Source organism: Shinella sp. Sh6 (assembly GCF_055392685.1).
This window is the reverse complement of record NZ_AP044005.1, coordinates 3558459-3575559: the sequence shown is the minus strand read 5'-3', so window position 1 is coordinate 3575559 and position 17101 is coordinate 3558459. Positions and strand designations below refer to the sequence as shown.

Here is a 17101-nt window from a genome sequence, read left to right as displayed (position 1 = left end):
CGGAAAGATGCGGACCCTTCGCGCCGAATTGGGATGTCTTGTCGATCAGGCGGCAAACGGACGGAGACATACCGGGGATGATGGCGGAAGAAAAACGAGGCCGTTCCGGGCAGGCTTTTGGCATGCCGGAACGGGAATGCGCGCATTCGCTCGCGCTGCAAGATGGCTTTATGGTTAACAGATGGTTTACAGGCGGCAGGCGCCGTCTCGTATCGGCACTTTCGGCCGGCTCGGCGCTGGCCCTGCTTGCCGGCCCGGCCCATGCGAGCGGCCATCTCGCCACACCGGAAATCGTCACCGGCTCCATGCTGCTCGGCGTGATGTCGGCGGCGATGGTCTCCGCCATCTGGATGATCCGCCAGCGCGGCCGCATGGAAGCGGAGAACCGCGGGCTGAAGGCGCACCTTTCCGAGGCCCGCCACGACATTTCCCGCCTGCAGGCCCTCATCGGCGACAAGAACCGCCGCATCGTCGTGTGGGACGGGCTTTCCGGCAAGCCGGAATTCCTCGGCCAGCTTCCGCCGGAGACCGGCGCCCCGCAGGCCGACCGCGATTTCCTCGCCTTCGGGCGCTGGATGAAGCCGACATCGGCCGCCGAGATCGAACGCGCCGTCGAACGGCTGCGCTCGCAGGCCCAGAGCTTCGACCTCGTCGTGGAAACGAACCGCGACGAGGTGCTGGAGGCGCAGGGCCGCGTTTCGGGCGGACAGGCCTTCGTGCGCTTCGTGGCGCTCAACAACCTGCGGGCGGAAGCCGCCGGGCTGAAACTCGAACGCGACCGGCTGGTCGCCGCGCTCACCACGCTGCAGGGCCTTCTCGACCAGATCGACCTTCCCGTCTGGCAGCGCGGCGCCGACGGTGCGCTCGCCTGGGTGAACGAGGCCTATGCCGAAGCCGTCGAGGCGAAGGATGCCACTGAAGCCGTGCGCGAGAGCCGCGAGCTGCTGCCAACCATCGCGCGCGAAAAGATCCGCGCCACCGCGACCTACGACACGCCGTTCCGCGACAAGATTTCCACCGTCGTGCGCGGCAACCGCGGCTTCTTCGACGTGGTCGATACGCGGAGCCCGACGGGCTCGGCCGGCATCGCCGTCAACGTCTCCGATGTCGAGGCCGTGCGCGAGGAGCTGGCCCGCACGCTGAAGAGCCATGCCGAAACGCTCGATCACCTGGCAACGCCCGTCGCCATCTTCGACGGCGACCAGCGCCTGCAATTCTACAATCAGGCCTTCCAGCGCATGTGGGAGGTCGACACCGCCTTCCTCGAGGGCAAGCCCGGCAACGGCGAGCTGCTCGACCGCCTGCGCGCCGCCGGCAAGCTGCCGGAACAGCTCAACTGGAAGCAATGGAAGGAAAACGCCCTTTCCGTCTACCGCGCCATCGACACGCAGACCGACCTCTGGCACCTGCCGAACGGCCAGACGCTGCGCGTCTTCGCAACCGCCCGCCCGCAGGGCGGCGCCACCTGGGTCTTCGAGAACCTGACGGAAAAGGTCGACCTCGAAACGCGTTACAACACGCTGGTGCAGGTGCAGGACGAGACGATCGACCACCTGGCCGAGGGCGTTGCCGTATTCAGCCCGGACGGGCGCATCCGCCTCTCCAACCCGGCCTTCCGGGCGCTCTGGGGCATCAGCGAGGCCGAGGCGAAATCCGGCACGCATATCCGCGCCATCGAGCAGGCCTGCGCGCCTTCCTACGACAAGCCGGACGGCTGGAAGCGTTTTGGCCACATGATCACCAGCTTCGATGACGAGCGGCCCTCCTGCCAAGGCGTGCTGGAGCTGCGCACCGGCCTCGTGCTCGACTATGCGGTCATTCCGCTCTCCAACGCGCAGACGATGCTGACCTTCGTCAACATCACCGACAGCGTGCGCGTCAGCCGGGCACTCACCGAGAAGAACGAGGCGCTGCGCAAGGCGGACGCCCTGAAGAACGATTTCGTCCAGCACGTCTCCTACGAACTGCGCTCGCCGCTCACCAATATCATCGGTTTCGCCGATCTCCTGAAGACGCCGACCATGGGCGAGCTCAACGACCGGCAGGCCGAATATGTCGACCATATCGCGACGTCCTCGGCGGTGCTGCTCACCATCGTCAACGACATCCTCGACCTTGCGACCGTCGATGCCGGCATCATGGAACTCGACTATGCCGACATCAACCTGACGGACCTGCTCGACGACGTCTCCATGCAGTTCGCCGACCGGCTGCACGACGCGCAGGTGACGCTGGAGATCACCGCGCCGGACAATCTCGGCACCATCGTCGCCGACCAGCAGCGTCTCAAGCAGATCCTCATCAAGCTCCTCGCCAATGCCGCGAATTTCGCCCCGGCGGGCAGCGCCATCGGCCTTCGCTGCTGGCGCGAGGGCGCCGATCTCGTCTTCACCGTCTCCGACCGCGGGCCGGGCATTCCGCAGGACGTGCTGAAGACGGTGTTCAACCGCTTCGAAAGCCACGGCCGCCATGGCGGCGCGGGCCTCGGCCTTTCCATCGTCGAGAGCTTCGTGAGCCTGCACCACGGCACCGTCACCATCGACAGCCACGAGGGGCGCGGCACCGAGGTCACCGTGCGCATCCCTTCCGCGACGATGACGGCCTTCGCGGCAGCGGAATAGGACCCATGGCGCTCGACGTCTTCCTTGCCGACGAGGCCGCTACCCTCCGCTTCGGCGAGGACATGGCGCTCGCCGTGCGGCGCGGCGACTATCTCGCGCTCAACGGCGATCTCGGCGCCGGCAAATCGACCTTCGCCCGGGCGCTGATCCGCGCCATCGCCGACGATGCCTTCCTCGAAGTGCCGAGCCCGACCTTCACCCTGGTGCAGAGCTACGACCTCCGGATTCCCGTCGCCCATTTCGATCTCTACCGCATCGCCGACGCGGCCGAGATCGACGAACTCGGCTTCGACGAAGCCCTTTCCGACGGCATCTGCCTCGTCGAATGGCCGGAAAAGGGGTTTGGCGCGCTGCCGGCGGACGGGATCGCCCTCACCTTCACGCAGGAGGGCGAAGGACGGCGCGTCACCGTCGACGGGCCGGAACCGGCGCTCGCGCGCATTCGCCGCTCATTATCGATCCGCGCCTTCCTGGAAAAAGCCGGCTACGGCAATGCGGCGCGCCGCCACCTCACGGGCGACGCCTCCGTGCGAGCCTATGAACATATCCATGCCGGCGGGGACCGCTTCGTGCTGATGGATGCGCCGCGCCATGCGCCGGGGCCGATCCTCGCCCACGGCAAATACTACCAGCAGATCGCCCATATCGCGGAGGACGTGAAACCGTTCATCGCAGTCGGCCGGCATCTCGTCTCACGCGGCTTGCGTGCGCCGGCCATCCACGCGACGGATATCGACGCGGGCATCCTGCTGATCGAAGACCTCGGCAGCGACGGCGTGCTCGACGCAAACGGCGCGCCGGTCGCCGAGCGCTACCGCGAAAGCGCCGCCTGCCTTGCGCATCTGCACGGGCAGGCCTTCGAGCGCGACCTTCCCGTGGCGGACGGCATCGTCCATCCTGTGCCGGACTTCGACCGGGATGCGATGCAGATCGAGGTCAGCCTTCTCACCGACTGGTACCTACCCTTCAAGCGCGGCACGCCGGCAAGCGAGGAGGAGCGCGGCGCCTATATTGCCATCTGGGACGGGCTGATCGAGAGCCTCGGCGGCGCCGAACACAATCTCCTGCTGCGCGACTTCCATTCGCCGAACATCATCTGGCGGCCGGAAGCCACCGGCACCGACCGGGTCGGCATCATCGATTTCCAGGATGCGATGATCGGGCCGTCCGCCTATGACGTCGCCTCGCTGGTGCAGGATGCGCGTGTCGACATGCCGGACGGCCTCGCCGAGGGCGTTTTGGTGCACTATCTCGCCCTTCGCGAAAAGCAGGGCGGCTTCGACCGCGAGCGTTTCCTGCGCGACTGGCACGTCATGGCGGCGCAGCGCAACTGCAAGCTCGTCGGCATCTGGGTGCGGCTGATGCAGCGCGACGGCAAGCCCGGCTACATGCGCCACATGCCCCGCACCTTCCGCAATCTCACCCGGGCGCTCTCCCATCCCGACCTCGCCCCCTTGCGCGCATGGTGCGAAAAGGCTGGAATCCTCGCGACCGAATCATGATCGCGAGCGCCCGATGAAGATCGAAGACGCCATGGTGCTGGCCGCGGGCCTTGGAACGCGCCTGCGCCCCATCACCGACACGATGCCCAAGCCGCTGGTGCCTATCGCCGGAAAGGCGATGATCGACTACGGGCTCGACGCGCTGGCCGAAGCCGGCGTGAAGCGCGCCGTCGTCAACATCCACCATTTCGCCGACCAGATGAAAGCGCATCTTTCGCACCGCAGCGCGCCGGAAATCCTCCTGTCCGACGAGACGGACCGGCTGATGAATTCCGGCGGCGGCCTCGCCAAAGGCCTGCGACTGCTTGGCGGCGGCCCCGTGCTGGTGATGAACGCGGATCTCTTCTGGATCGGCGAGAAACCCGGCGAAAGAACCAACCTGCAACGGCTTGCCGAGGCCTTCGACCCGGCGCGGATGGACATGCTCATGCTCTGCGTGAAGCTGGAGGACACGACGGGCCACAACGGCAAGAAGGATTTCTCGCTCGGCGAGGACGGCCGCCTCACCCGCTATGCCGAAGGGCTCGGCACGCCGGTCGTCTATGCCGGCGCGCTCGCCCTGATGCCGTCGCTCCTCGACGACGCGCCGGACGACGCCTTCAACCTCAACCTCTATTTCGACCGCGCCATCGCGGCAGGCCGGCTCTTCGGCCTGATGCTGGAGGGCCACTGGATCACCGTCGGCACGCCTGAGGCGATCGGCGCGGCGGAGGCGGTGATCGGCGCCTTCCGCGAGGCGGCGGCGTGACGGGCTCCCGGGGCGGGCGCATCCTGTCGATCCCCGCGAGCCTGCCCTTCCTGAAGACGGTTGCGGCAAGCCTCATCAAAGGCCGGCTGGTGCCCGGCTTCAGCTACGACCCTGCCGACCCGCTGGCGCTTTCGGACGTGACGATCTACGTGCCGACGCGGCGCGCGGCGCGCGTTCTGCGCTCCGACTTCGTCGACCTTCTCGGCGGGCGCTCGGCCATCCTGCCCGTCATCCGCGCGCTCGGCGAGACGGACGACGACGCCGGCTTCTTCGACGAGGTGGCGCCCGCGCTCCTCGACATGGCCGAGCCGCTTTCCGGCCCGACGCGCCTCCTGGAGCTTGCCCGCCTCGTGCTCGCCTGGCGCAACCGGCTGCCCGCCGCCGTCACCGCCGTCCATGCCGAAAGCCCGCTCGTCGCGCCCGCAAGCCCCGCCGATGCGGTCTGGCTTGCCCGCAACCTCGCCGAGATCATCGACGCGATGGAGACGGAGGAGCTCGACTGGTCGGCGCTCGAAGCGCTCGACACCGCCAACCATGCGCTCTGGTGGCAGCTCACCGCCGAATTCCTGAAGATCGCCAGCGACTACTGGCCGGCGCGGCTCGCCGAGCTCAACCGCTCCTCTCCGTCGCTGCGCCGCAACGCGACGCTGCATGCCGAGACGGAGCGCTATCGCCACGCGCCGCCTGCCGGGCCCGTCATCATCGCCGGCTCGACGGGCTCCATTCCCGCCACCGCCGGGCTCATCGCGGCGGTGGCGAACCTGCCGAACGGCATCGTCATCCTGCCGGGGCTCGACCGATTCATGTCGGACGCCGACTGGATGCTCGTCGGTCGTCAGGACGGCGCCGGCAAGGCGGATGCGGCCGCGCGCAGCCATCCGCAATACGGCCTCCACCGCCTGCTCGCGCGCATGGGCTGCACGCGTGACGACGTGGAAACGCTCGGCGATCCGCCCGAGGCGCTGGAATACCGCGCGAAGATTCTCTCCAGCGCCTTCCTGCCGACGCAGGCGACGGCCGGCTGGGGCGAGGTACGCGGCACGCTCGATCCGCAACGCATGGCGGCCGCCTTCCGCGACGTCTCGCTGGTGGAGGCGGCAAACGAGCGGGAGGAGGCGCTTTCCATCGCGATCGCGCTGCGCCTCGCGCTGGAGGAGAGCGAGGACGCACAGGCCGCGCTGATCACGCCCGACCGCAAGCTCGGCCGGCGCGTGGCGGCGGAGCTTGCCCGCTGCGGGATCGAGGCGGACGATTCGGCCGGTACGCCGCTGCTCTCGAGCCCGCAGGGCACGCTCCTGCGCCTCCTTGTCGAGGCGGCGTTGCGCCCCGGCGACCCGGTGCCGCTCGCCGCGCTGCTGAAGCATCCGCTGGCCCGCTTCGGCCTTTCCGCCGATGACAGGCGCGCGGCCGTTGCCGCGCTGGAACTGACGGCGCTGCGCGGCGGCACCGCCGAGATCGACATTTCCACGCTCGAACCCCTGCTGGAGGCGGCGCTCGCCAAACAGGCGGAGGACCGCCATCCGCCCGTCTGGCGCACGGCGCTGCCGGAACCTTCGCTTGCCCTTGCCCGCGATCTTGCGCGCCGGGTCGCCGCCGCCGCCGAGCCGCTGGCCGGCGTGCTGGTCGGGCAGAGCCGGACGGGACGGCGCCTTTCCGGCCGGCTCGCGGTCTCCGACTGGGCTGAGCGGACGGGGCGGGCGCTGGAGGCCGTCGCGATGGACGAGCGCGGCGACCTAGCGGCGCTCTGGTCCGGCGAGGCGGGCGACAGCCTTGCGAACCTCCTTGCCAGCGTGATCGCCACGGACGGCGAGATCGAAGCCGACGGGCCGCAATGGTGCGATATCGTCGAGGCGCTGGCGGCGAGCGAGAGCGTCAAGCCGCGCGCCATGCGCCATCCGCGCGTCTTCATCTTCGGCGCGCTGGAATCGCGCCTGCAGAGCGTCGACACGGTGGTGATCGGCGGGCTCAACGAGGGCACATGGCCGGGACAGGCGGCAAACGACGCCTTCCTCTCGCGCGTCATGAAGATCGACATCGGCCTCGAACCGCCGGAACGGCGTATCGGCCAGCTCGGCCACGACCTGCAGATGGCCGCCGGCGCGCCGAAGCTGATCCTCACCCGCGCATTGCGCAGCGGCACCGCACCGACCGTCGCCTCGCGCTGGCTGCAACGCCTCCTCGCCGTCGGCGGGCCGGCGCTGGCCGAAGACCTGCGGGCACGCGGCAGGGAACTTCTCGGCTGGGCGAATGCCGTGGACGAGAGCGCGAGCGTGCCCACCGCCCGCCGCCCCGCGCCGCACCCGCCGGCCGAGCTGCAGCCGAGGAAATATTCCTTCAGCGAGATCGGGCGCCTGCGCCGCGACCCCTATGCGATCTATGCCCGCCATATCCTTCGGCTCGACCCTATCGCGCCCTTCAACCTCGATCCTGGACCGGCCGAGCGCGGATCGCTCTATCACCGGATCGTCGACCGCTTCGTGCGCGAGGAGAGGACCGGCGAGCCCTTCGCCGTCATCGGCCGCATCCTCGGCGAGGAATTCGACGCGGCGCGCCTGCCGCCGCATATCGATGCCGTCTGGCGGCCGCGCTTTGCCGCCGTCGCCCGTGCCTTCGTCGAGTGGCATCTTGCCCGCGCCGGCGAGATTCGCGAGAGCCTGACGGAGGTGCCGGCCTCGCTCGATCTTTCCGTCGCCGGCATCCGCCTCACCGGCATTGCCGACCGCATCGACATCCTGCCCGACGGCAGGGCGGACATCCTCGACTACAAGACCGGCAGCACGCCCTCGCCGAGGGTGGCGCACGCGCTGCTCGACCCGCAGCTCGCGCTGGAGGCGGCGGCGCTCCGCCGCGGCGCCTTCCGCGGACCGGGGATTCGTGAGCCGGCGAACCTTCTCTATGTGCGCCTCAAGCCCGGCCATCGCTTCAAGCCCGAGCAGGTCAACAACGAAGAGGCGAAATCCGCCAATGCGACGCCGAAATCCGCGCTGGAGCTGGCGGAGGAAGCGCTGGCGGAACTGGAAAAGCTGCTGACGGGGCTGATCGAGGGCCGCTTCGGCTTCGCATCCCGGCTCATCCCCGAAAAGGAGCGCGACTATGGCGGCGAATACGACCATCTGGCGCGCGTCGCCGAATGGTCGTCGGCCGAAGAGGGCGAGGAGAGCGACGATGCTTGACGAGGAGCGCCCTGCCTCCGCCGATCCGGCTGCCTGGTTGAGCTGGACGTCGCAGAAACAGGCGACGGCCTCCGATCCCGGCCGCTCGGCCTGGGTTTCGGCCAATGCCGGCTCGGGCAAGACCCATGTGCTGACGCAGCGCGTCATCCGCCTGCTGCTCGCCGGCTGCCGGCCCTCGGCCATCCTCTGCCTCACCTATACCAAGGCGGCGGCCTCGGAAATGTCGAACCGCGTCTTCGAGCGGCTGGCCGAATGGGCAACGCTCTCCGACGCGGAATTGTCCGGACGCGTGGCCGCCATCGAGGGCAAGGCGCCGGACCTCTTCAAGCTCGCCGAGGCGCGCCGGCTCTTCGCCCGGGCGCTCGAAACGCCGGGCGGCCTGAAGATCCAGACCATCCACGCCTTCTGCGAGGCGCTGCTGCACCAGTTCCCGCTGGAGGCGAACGTCGCCGGGCACTTTTCGGTGCTCGACGACCGGGCGGCGGCCGTGCTCCTCGCCGATGCCCGCCGCACGCTCCTGACCGCCACGGCCAGCGAGGATGACGCGGCGCTGGCCGACGCCTTCGCCACCGTGCTCGACATCGCCGACGACACCGGGCTGGAACGGCTGATCTCGGAGATCGTCGCAAGCCGTGGGCCGATCCGCGACTTCCTCGACGGTGCCGCGAAGGCGGGCGGCGTGGACGCCGTTCTGCGCCGGGAAACCGGGCTCGACCCGCAGGAGACGGCGGAGGATATCCTTGCCGCCTTCTGGCCGCTCGACGGGCTGCAGGGCGACGTGCTCGAAGCCTATCTCTCCGCTGCCGAGACATTCGGCAGCGACACGGTGAAGACATCGGCGGCCGGTTTCCGCTCCGCAAGCGGGCTCACCGATGCCGAAGCGCGCCGCACCCTGCTTCATTCCCTGTTCTTCACGAAGGACGGGGCACCCAGGAAGATCGGCACCGCCTTCTTCTCCGCCGCGTTAAAAAAGCAATTCCCGCATTTCGAAACGCCGCTTCTCACCGCACAGGCCCATGTGATCGCCTGCACCGACCGGCTACGGCGGTTTCGCATGTATGAGGCGACGCGCGCGGCGCTCACCATCGCCGAGCGGCTGATCGGCGATTACGAGGACCTGAAGCGCACGCGCAGCCTGCTCGACTTCGACGACCTGATCGACCGCACGGCGCGGCTCCTGACGCGTGACCGGGTGAGCGCCTGGGTGCACTACAAGCTCGACCAGGGCATCGACCATATCCTCGTCGACGAGGCGCAGGACACGAGCCCCCGGCAATGGCAGATCGTCAGGGCGCTGACCGACGATTTCTTCGCCGGCGAAACGGCGAGGGTCGCCGGGCGAACGATCTTCGCCGTGGGCGACGAGAAACAGTCGATCTACTCCTTCCAGGGCGCCCGGCCGGAGCGCTTCGCGGAAGAAGGACGCGAGGTCGCGCGACGCACGCGGGCGGCCGAAGCCGTCTTCAGCCCCATCCGGCTCCTTCTCTCCTTCCGCTCGACGCGGGACGTGCTTTCGGCCGTCGACCGGGTCTTCCTCGATCCCGCCAATGCGCGCGGCCTGTCGCCGGACGGCGGCGAGATCGTCCATGCCTCCAACCGCGGGCGCGAGCCGGGCGCGGTCGACATCTGGGACGTGATCGCCGCCCCGCCGGGCCTCGACGAGGAGGACTGGACAGCGCCCTTCGACGCGGTGGCGGAAGAGGCGCCGATCAACGTTCTCGCCCGGCGCATCGCCGATACGCTCGCCGCCTGGATCGGCCGCGAGACGGTGACGGAAAAGGGCGAGGCGCGGCCGATGGAGGCCGGCGATATCATCGTGCTGGTGCGCAAGCGCGACGCCTTCGTCAATGCACTGACGCGCACCCTGAAGCAGCGGCATAACCTGCCCGTCGCCGGTGCCGACCGGCTGGTGCTGACCAAGCACATCGCCGTGCAGGACCTCGTGGCGCTCGGCCGCTTCGCCGTCCTGCCGGAGGACGACCTGTCGCTGGCCGCGCTCCTGAAAAGCCCGCTCTTTTCCCTTGACGAAGATACCCTCTTCGACCTTGCCGCCCGGCGCGGCGCGCGCCAGAGCCTGTGGGCGCGGCTGCGCGAGACGGCCGAGCTCGCCTCCGTCGTCCGCCGGCTGGAGGAAATCCTGCGGGATGCGGAAGGCCAGTCCGTGCACGATTTCTACGCCCGCATCCTCGGAGCCGGCGGCGGGCGGCGGGCCTTCCTCGCCCGGCTCGGCACGGAGGCCGGCGAGATCATCGACGAGTTCCTGACCTTCGCGCTGGACCAGGAGGAGAACGGCCTTCCGGGCCTGCAGGCCTTCGTCTCGACGCTGGAGCTGGAAGCCCCGACCGTCAAGCGCGAGCAGGACAAGGCGCGCGGCGAGATCCGCATCATGACGGTGCATGCCGCCAAGGGGCTGGAGGCGCCGGTCGTCTTCCTCGTCGACGGCGGGGCGAAGCCGTTCAGCCACAGCCACATGCCGCAGTTGCGCTTCCTCGCAACGCCCGGCCTTGCCGGCGGCCTGCCGGCCTGGCTGCCGCTCAAGGATTTCGCCAATGCGCTGACCGAGGCGGACGCCGAGCGCATCAAGGCCGGCGCGGAGGAGGAATATCGCCGGCTGCTCTACGTGGCGATGACCCGCGCGGCCGATCGGCTGGTCGTCTGCGGCTATCGCGGCAAGCAGGAAAACAAGGACACCTGGCACCAGATGATCGCCGCGGCGCTTTCGGCCGACGCGGAACGCTGCATCGCGACGACCTTCTCGACGCGCAGCGAGAGCTGGCAGGGTTTCGCCTGGCGCGAGGCGGGTGCGGCAACGGCGGGCGAGGTCACGGCGGCGGCCGTTGCGGAGAAGCCGGAGGTGCAGCTTCCCGAAGCGCTCGGGCGGCCGCTTCCCCCGCAGCGCGCGCTACCGCGGCCGCTCAGCCCCTCGGGTGCGGCGGCGGTGATCGAGACGGATGCGGCGGACCTTCTCGTGCCCTCGGCGCTCTTCGGCAGGAAGGGCGGCGCCCCCGGCGCCGGCCTTGCGTTGGAGCGCGGGCGCATCCTCCACCGCTTCCTGCAGGTGTTGCCGGCCTTCGATCCCGCGGAACGGCCGGCGGCGGCGCGGCGCTATCTCGAGCGCGCGGCCGCAGCCTGGCCGGAGAGCGCGCGGGCCTCGCTGGTTGCAGCCGCGCTTGCGGTGATCGACGACGGGAACCTTGCCGCGATCTTCTCGCCGGCCGCGCGGGCGGAAGTGTCGATCATGGGCACGCTGCGGCTTGGCAGCCGCGAATTCGCGGTGTCGGGCCGCATCGACCGGATGGTGGTGACGGACAGCGCCGTGGAGATCGTCGACTTCAAGACGAACCGCGTGCCGCCCGCCTCGCCCGGCGACATCCCCTTCGAGCACCGGGCACAGCTTGCGATCTACCGGGCGATCCTCGGCCCGCTCTATCCGGACAGGGAAATCCGCTGCGGGCTGATCTATACGGAGGCGGCGAAAACCTACTGGCTGGAGCCTGCCCGGATGGACGCGAGCCTTGCCGAACTCACGGCAAAGTGAGATACCGGACGGGACGATCCGCTATCGGCCGGGGTTGAAACCGGGGGCCGGCGGCATCACATTTCAGGTAACAATCACCGTTCAAGGAGAGCCTCATGGCTACCGTAAAAGTCGACCAGTCCAATTTCGAGGCCGAAGTGCTGAATTCCGCGGAGCCGGTCGTCGTGGATTTCTGGGCCGAATGGTGCGGCCCGTGCAAGATGATCGCGCCCGCCCTGGAAGAAATCTCCTCGGAGCTTGCCGGCAAGGTGAAGGTCGCCAAGCTGAACATCGACGAGAACCCGGAACTGGCCGCCAAGTTCGGCGTACGCTCGATCCCGACGCTCGCCATGTTCAAGGGCGGCGAAGTCGCCGACATCAAGGTCGGCGCCGCGCCCAAGACGGCCCTCTCTTCCTGGATTTCCAGCGCCGCCTGATCGACCGGAACCGGACCAGATCAAGCCCGGCCTCGTGCCGGGCTTTTTGTTTGTCAGGTCGGCGGCGTGCCGTTGTCGGCAAGGACGTCGCCGACGAGGTAGAGCGAGCCGCCGATCAGGATGCGCGGCGGCACCGCGTCTTCGGCGGTGATGCGGCCGATCTCGGCAAGGGCGTCGGCGACCGACGACAGGGGCTCGACGTCGAGCCCGGCGCGGGCGGCATCGCCCGCCAGCGCCACCGGGTCGAGCCCGGCATCGGAGCCGCGGATCGGCACGGTGAAGACCCGCTCGGCAAGACCGCCGAATGGCTCGAAATAGCCGACCGGATCCTTCGTGTTGATCATGCCCGTGACGAGGAAGAGCGGACGCGCATCGCGCTCCTCGAAACTCGCCATGGTCTCGGCGATCACCTGGCCGGCGCCGGGATTGTGGCCGCCGTCGACCCAGATCTCGCTGCCGCGCGGGGCAAGCCGCGCCAGGGCGCCGTCCGTCAGCCGTTGCAGGCGGCCCGGCCATTCGACATGGGCAAGGCCGATTTCCATAGCATGCTCTGTAACCGCAAGGCCGGCCGCCTTGACCGCGCGGATCGCCGCGGCGGCGTTGGCATATTGATGGCGGCCCGGCAGGCGCGGCAGGGGCAGGTCGGCAAGGCCGAACTCGTCCTGGTAGACGAGGCGGCCATATTCCTCATGGGCCATGAAATCCTGGCCGTAAACCGTATAGGGGCAGCCGAGCCGCTCGGCGGTCTCGATCAGCACGTCGCGGGCGGCATCCTCCGTCTGGAAGCCGATGACGACGGGCACGCCGCGCTTCATGATGCCGGCCTTTTCGGCGGCGATCAGCTCCACCCGGTCGCCGAGATAGGCCTGATGGTCGAGCGAGATCGGCATGATGATGGAGACGGCGGGATGCGGAATGACGTTCGTCGCGTCGAAGCGCCCGCCAAGGCCGACCTCGATGACCGCGACATCCGCCGGATGCTCGGAAAAGAGCAGGAAGGTGACGGCCGTCAGGATCTCGAAGACGGTGATCTTCTGCCCGCCATTGGCCGCCGCCACGCGGCGCACGGCATCGGCAAGGACCGCGTCCTCCACGAACTGCCCGCGCCCGCCCGCAACGCCGAGGCGGTAGCGCTCGTGCCAGTTGACGAGATGGGGCGAGGTGTGGACGTGGACGGCAAGGCCCGCCGCTTCGAGGATCGAGCGGCAGAAGGCCGAGACCGAACCCTTGCCGTTGGTGCCGGCCACATGGATGACCGGCGGCAGCTTGAGGTGCGGATCGCCGAGCGCGGCGAGCAGCCGCGTGATGCGGTCCAGCGAAAGATCGAACCCCTTGGGATGGAGCGCGAGAAGCTTCTCGATCTCCGTTGCCGCTTCGCTGGCCGCTACGCTTACCATCTCACTGGGCCGCGATGGCGATGACGTCGTTCGTCGCCGGGGCCGCAGCCGCCGGCTTCTTCATCAGGATCTTCAGAAGGCGGGCGAGCGTATCGGGAATGTCATGGCGCTTGACGACCATGTCGACCATGCCGTGCTCCTGAAGGTATTCCGAGGTCTGGAAGCCCTCGGGGAGCTTTTCGCGGATGGTCTGCTCGATGACGCGCTTGCCGGCAAAGCAGATTTCCGCGCCCGGTTCGGCAAGATGGATATCGCCCAGCATGGCGTAGGAGGCCGTCACGCCGCCCGTCGTCGGGTTGGTGAGAACCACGATATAGGGCAGGCCCGCTTCCTTCAGCATCTCCACGGCGACCGTGGTGCGCGGAAGCTGCATCAGCGAGAGGATGCCTTCCTGCATGCGCGCACCGCCCGAGGCGGGGAACATGACGAGCGGGCACTTTTCCGCGATGGCGCGCTCGAAGGCCTTGATGATCGCCTCGCCGGCGGCGATGCCGAGCGAGCCGCCCATGAAGGCGAATTCATGCACGACGGCGACGAGCTTGACGCCGCGCACCTTGCCGACGCCGGCGACGATCGTGTCTTCCAGCTCCGTCTTGGCGCGGCTGTCGCGCAGGCGATCGGTGTATTTCTTCGAATCGCGGAACTTCAGCGGGTCCTGCGCCACCTTCGGCTGCTGCAGGGCCTCGTAGACGCCGTCGTCGAAGAGGTCCCGGAGGCGGGCCTTCGCCGGCATCTTCATGTGGTAGCCCGAGGCCGGGATGACCCACTTGTTCTCCTCGAGATCGCGGTGGAACACCATCTCGCCGGTTTCCGGGCACTTGATCCAGAGGTTTTCCGGTACATCCCGGTTGGGACGGCCAAGCATCGAGTTGATCTTCGGCCGAACGTAGTTCGTGATCCAGTTCACGGTCTAGACTCCCGTTCCAATCGTTCCCATGTGGGAACTTTACTCCGCCGCCGCAAGGCGCGACGCACGCACGCCCGATGCGAGGCTCATGACCAGCGTTTCGACACCGGCGACGGTGGCGGCGCTCGCCTTGCCGTCCGCCGTCAGGCTGGAGGCGATCTGGTTGACGATGGCGGTGCCGACGACGACGCCGTCCGCCGAGGCGCCGATGGCCCGCGCATGCTCGGCCGTCTTGACGCCGAAACCGACGCAGACCGGCAACCCGGTGTGGGCCTTGATGCGCCCGACCGCGCTGCCGATCACCGACGGATCCGGCAGGGCCGAGCCGGTGATGCCGTTCATCGAGACATAGTAGACGAAGCCGGAGGTGTTCTTCAGCACGGCCGGCAGGCGCTTCTCATCGGTGGTCGGCGTGGCAAGACGGATGAAGTTGATGCCCTTTGCGACGGCCGGGATGCACAGCTCGTCGTCCATTTCCGGCGGCAGGTCGACGACGATAAGGCCGTCGATGCCGGCTTCCAGCGCATCGTCGAGAAAGCGGTCGACGCCGTAGATATAGATCGGGTTGTAGTAGCCCATCAGCACGATTGGCGTCGCGTCGTCGTCCTTGCGGAAGTCACGGGCCATCTGCAACGTCTTGGCGAGCGTCTGGCCGCCGGCAAGCGCCCGCTGGCCGGCAAGCTGGATCGCCGGGCCGTCCGCCATCGGGTCGGAGAAGGGCATGCCGAGCTCGATGACGTCGGCGCCGGCCTTCGGCAGCGCCTTCATGATCTCCAGCGAGCTGGCATAATCCGGATCGCCGCCCATGAAATAGGTGACGAGCGCCGGGCGACCTTCTGCCGCGAGATCCGCGAAGCGTTTGTCCATGCGTGCGGTCATAGTCTCAAAGCTCCATGCCGAGGATCTTGCCGACGGTGAAGATATCCTTGTCGCCGCGGCCGGAGAGGTTCATCACGATGATCTGGTCCTTGCGCATCTTCGGCGCGCGCTTGATCACCTCGGCGACGGCATGGCTCGGCTCCAGCGCCGGGATGATGCCTTCGAGCTTCGTCAGGAGCTGGAAGGCTTCCAGCGCCTCGTCGTCCATGATCGGCACGTATTCGGCGCGGCCGGTATCGTGCAGCCAGGCGTGCTCGGGGCCGATGCCGGGATAATCGAGGCCGGCGGAGATGGAATGGCCTTCCTTGATCTGGCCGTCCGCGTCCTGCAGCAGGTAGGTGCGGTTGCCGTGGAGGACGCCCGGGGAGCCGGCAGTCAGCGAGGCGCAATGCTCCTCGCCGTCGAGGCCCTTGCCGCCCGCTTCGACGCCGACGATCTGAACGTCCTTGTCGTCGAGGAACGGGTGGAAGATGCCGATGGCGTTGGAGCCGCCGCCGACGGCAGCGATTACCATGTCCGGCAGGCGGCCTTCGGCGGCGAGGATCTGCTCGCGGGCCTCCTGGCCGATCACCGCCTGGAAATCGCGCACCAGCTCCGGATAGGGATGCGGGCCGGCGGCCGTGCCGATCAGGTAATAGGTGTCGTCGACATTGGTGACCCAGTCGCGCAGCGCCTCGTTCATGGCGTCCTTCAGCGTGCCGCTGCCGGCCGTGACGGGCTTCACCTCGGCACCGAGCAGCTTCATGCGGAAGACGTTCGGCGCCTGGCGCTCGACGTCCGTCGCGCCCATGTAGACGACGCAGGGCAGGCCGAAGCGGGCAGCGACGGTGGCCGAGGCCACGCCATGCTGGCCGGCGCCGGTTTCCGCGATGATGCGCGTCTTGCCCATGCGCCGGGCAAGCAGGATCTGGCCGATGCAGTTGTTGATCTTGTGCGAGCCGGTGTGGTTCAGCTCCTCGCGCTTGAAATAGATCTTCGCGCCGCCGAGATGCTGCGTCAGGCGTTCGGCATAATAAAGCGGGCTCGGGCGGCCGATATAGTGGGCGCCGAGGTCCTTCAGCTCCGCCTGGAAGGCGGGATCGGTCTTCGCCTTGTTCCACTCGGCCTGCAGGTCGAGGATCAGCGGCATCAGGGTTTCGGCAACGAAACGGCCGCCGAAGATGCCGAAACGGCCGTCCTCGTCCGGGCCTTCGCGGAACGAATTGAGGTTGATTGGCTGGTTCACGTATCGCTCCCTGCGGCGGCGGCCTCGAATTCCGCCTTTCGTGCCGCTTCAAAAAACGCTTCCATCAGGCCGGGGTCCTTGACGCCCGGTGCGCTCTCGACGCCGGAACTGACGTCGATGCCCGGTGCGCCGGTGAGCCGGATGGCTTCGGCGATGTTATCCTTGTTCAGCCCACCGGAAAGCATGTAATCGACGCTTCCGTCAAGCAGATGCATGAGTTTCCAGTCGAAGGAGACGCCATTGCCGCCCGGAAGCTCGGAGCCCGCCGGCGGCTTGGCATCGAAGAGGAAACGGTCAGCGATGCCGATATAGGGATCGACCCTCTTCAGGTCGTCCGCCTCGCGCACCGAAAAGGCCTTCATGACGGGCAAGCCGTAGACCGCCTTGACTGTCAAAAGCCGCTCCGGGCTCTCCTTGCCGTGCAGTTGCAGGATATCGGGCGAAACCTCGTGGACGATCTCATCGAGCAGGTCGCTGTCGGCATCCACGGTGACGGCAACGACCTTCGCACGGCCGCGAATGCGCGCAGCAAGGCGGCCCGCGTCGGACGGCTCGATATTGCGCGGGCTTTTCGGAAAGAAGATGAAGCCGATATGGCTCGCGCCGAGCGCGACCGCCCTGTCGACGGCCTCCTCGGTCTTCAGCCCGCAGATCTTGATGTCCAGTCTCATGGCGGAGGAAGTTGCACGAATCAC

General features: G+C 68.1%; 11 protein-coding genes. 6 read left to right on the top strand and 5 right to left on the bottom strand.

The window, feature by feature from the left end; genetic code table 11:
- The first annotated feature begins 170 nt into the window (after positions 1–170).
- The 6 genes from ACZ5TO_RS17055 (at position 171) to trxA (ending at position 11998) form a co-directional block, all read left to right on the top strand.
- Positions 171–2621 (top strand): sensor histidine kinase, encoded by a 2451-nt coding sequence (locus tag ACZ5TO_RS17055; RefSeq protein WP_464798940.1) that lies wholly within the window; start codon positions 171–173, stop codon positions 2619–2621.
- 5 nt (positions 2622–2626) lie between these two features.
- Positions 2627–4123: a tRNA (adenosine(37)-N6)-threonylcarbamoyltransferase complex ATPase subunit type 1 TsaE gene (gene tsaE, locus ACZ5TO_RS17050; protein ID WP_464798939.1), complete on the top strand. Its 1497-nt coding sequence runs from the start codon at positions 2627–2629 to the stop codon at positions 4121–4123.
- A gap of 13 nt (positions 4124–4136) precedes the next feature.
- Positions 4137–4871 (top strand): nucleotidyltransferase family protein, encoded by a 735-nt coding sequence (locus ACZ5TO_RS17045; RefSeq protein WP_464798938.1) that lies wholly within the window; start codon positions 4137–4139, stop codon positions 4869–4871.
- Positions 4868–8044, top strand: coding sequence for a double-strand break repair protein AddB (gene addB, locus ACZ5TO_RS17040; RefSeq protein ID WP_464798937.1), 3177 nt, complete (start codon positions 4868–4870; stop codon positions 8042–8044). Before ACZ5TO_RS17045 ends, addB begins: the two co-directional genes overlap by 4 nt.
- The gene (gene addA, locus ACZ5TO_RS17035) at positions 8037–11582 is read left to right on the top strand and encodes a double-strand break repair helicase AddA (RefSeq protein ID WP_464798936.1); all 3546 of its coding nucleotides are present in this window, start codon (positions 8037–8039) and stop codon (positions 11580–11582) included. Before addB ends, addA begins: the two co-directional genes overlap by 8 nt.
- A 95-nt stretch (positions 11583–11677) precedes the next feature.
- A complete protein-coding gene (gene trxA, locus ACZ5TO_RS17030; protein WP_184145613.1) occupies positions 11678–11998 on the top strand; it encodes a thioredoxin in 321 nt (106 codons plus the stop codon).
- A gap of 53 nt (positions 11999–12051) precedes the next feature.
- On the opposite strand, the gene ACZ5TO_RS17025 is transcribed toward trxA, so the two are convergent.
- From ACZ5TO_RS17025 to ACZ5TO_RS17005, 5 genes are read right to left on the bottom strand one after another with little or no spacing between them, the layout of a single operon-like run.
- Positions 12052–13395, bottom strand: coding sequence for a bifunctional folylpolyglutamate synthase/dihydrofolate synthase (locus tag ACZ5TO_RS17025; RefSeq protein ID WP_464798935.1), 1344 nt, complete (start codon positions 13393–13395; stop codon positions 12052–12054).
- A gap of 1 nt (position 13396) precedes the next feature.
- Positions 13397–14302, bottom strand: coding sequence for an acetyl-CoA carboxylase, carboxyltransferase subunit beta (gene accD / locus ACZ5TO_RS17020; RefSeq protein ID WP_464798934.1), 906 nt, complete (start codon positions 14300–14302; stop codon positions 13397–13399).
- A 39-nt stretch (positions 14303–14341) separates the two neighbouring features.
- Positions 14342–15181 carry a tryptophan synthase subunit alpha gene (trpA, locus tag ACZ5TO_RS17015; RefSeq protein WP_184145616.1) on the bottom strand — a complete coding sequence of 280 codons (840 nt, stop codon included), beginning with the start codon at positions 15179–15181 and terminating at the stop codon, positions 14342–14344.
- A gap of 4 nt (positions 15182–15185) precedes the next feature.
- The gene (gene trpB / locus ACZ5TO_RS17010; protein ID WP_184145617.1) at positions 15186–16406 is read right to left on the bottom strand and encodes a tryptophan synthase subunit beta; all 1221 of its coding nucleotides are present in this window, start codon (positions 16404–16406) and stop codon (positions 15186–15188) included.
- Entirely contained in the window at positions 16403–17077 is a 675-nt protein-coding gene (locus ACZ5TO_RS17005) for a phosphoribosylanthranilate isomerase (protein ID WP_464800414.1), read from the bottom strand. The genes trpB and ACZ5TO_RS17005 overlap by 4 nt, the downstream gene beginning before the upstream one ends.
- Positions 17078–17101: the final 24 nt, after the last annotated feature.

Bases quoted from the DNA above. Each gene is read 5' to 3' on its own strand.
- ACZ5TO_RS17025 (WP_464798935.1), bottom strand. From the start codon at position 13,395: ATGGTAAGCGTAGCGGCCAGCGAAGCGGCAACGGAGATCGAGAAGCTT.
- tsaE (WP_464798939.1), top strand. From the start codon at position 2,627: ATGGCGCTCGACGTCTTCCTTGCCGACGAGGCCGCTACCCTCCGCTTC.
- ACZ5TO_RS17045 (WP_464798938.1), top strand. From the start codon at position 4,137: ATGAAGATCGAAGACGCCATGGTGCTGGCCGCGGGCCTTGGAACGCGC.
- addA (WP_464798936.1), top strand. From the start codon at position 8,037: ATGCTTGACGAGGAGCGCCCTGCCTCCGCCGATCCGGCTGCCTGGTTG.
- ACZ5TO_RS17005 (WP_464800414.1), bottom strand. From the start codon at position 17,077: ATGAGACTGGACATCAAGATCTGCGGGCTGAAGACCGAGGAGGCCGTC.
- ACZ5TO_RS17055 (WP_464798940.1), top strand. From the start codon at position 171: ATGGTTAACAGATGGTTTACAGGCGGCAGGCGCCGTCTCGTATCGGCA.
- trpA (WP_184145616.1), bottom strand. From the start codon at position 15,181: ATGACCGCACGCATGGACAAACGCTTCGCGGATCTCGCGGCAGAAGGT.
- trxA (WP_184145613.1), top strand. From the start codon at position 11,678: ATGGCTACCGTAAAAGTCGACCAGTCCAATTTCGAGGCCGAAGTGCTG.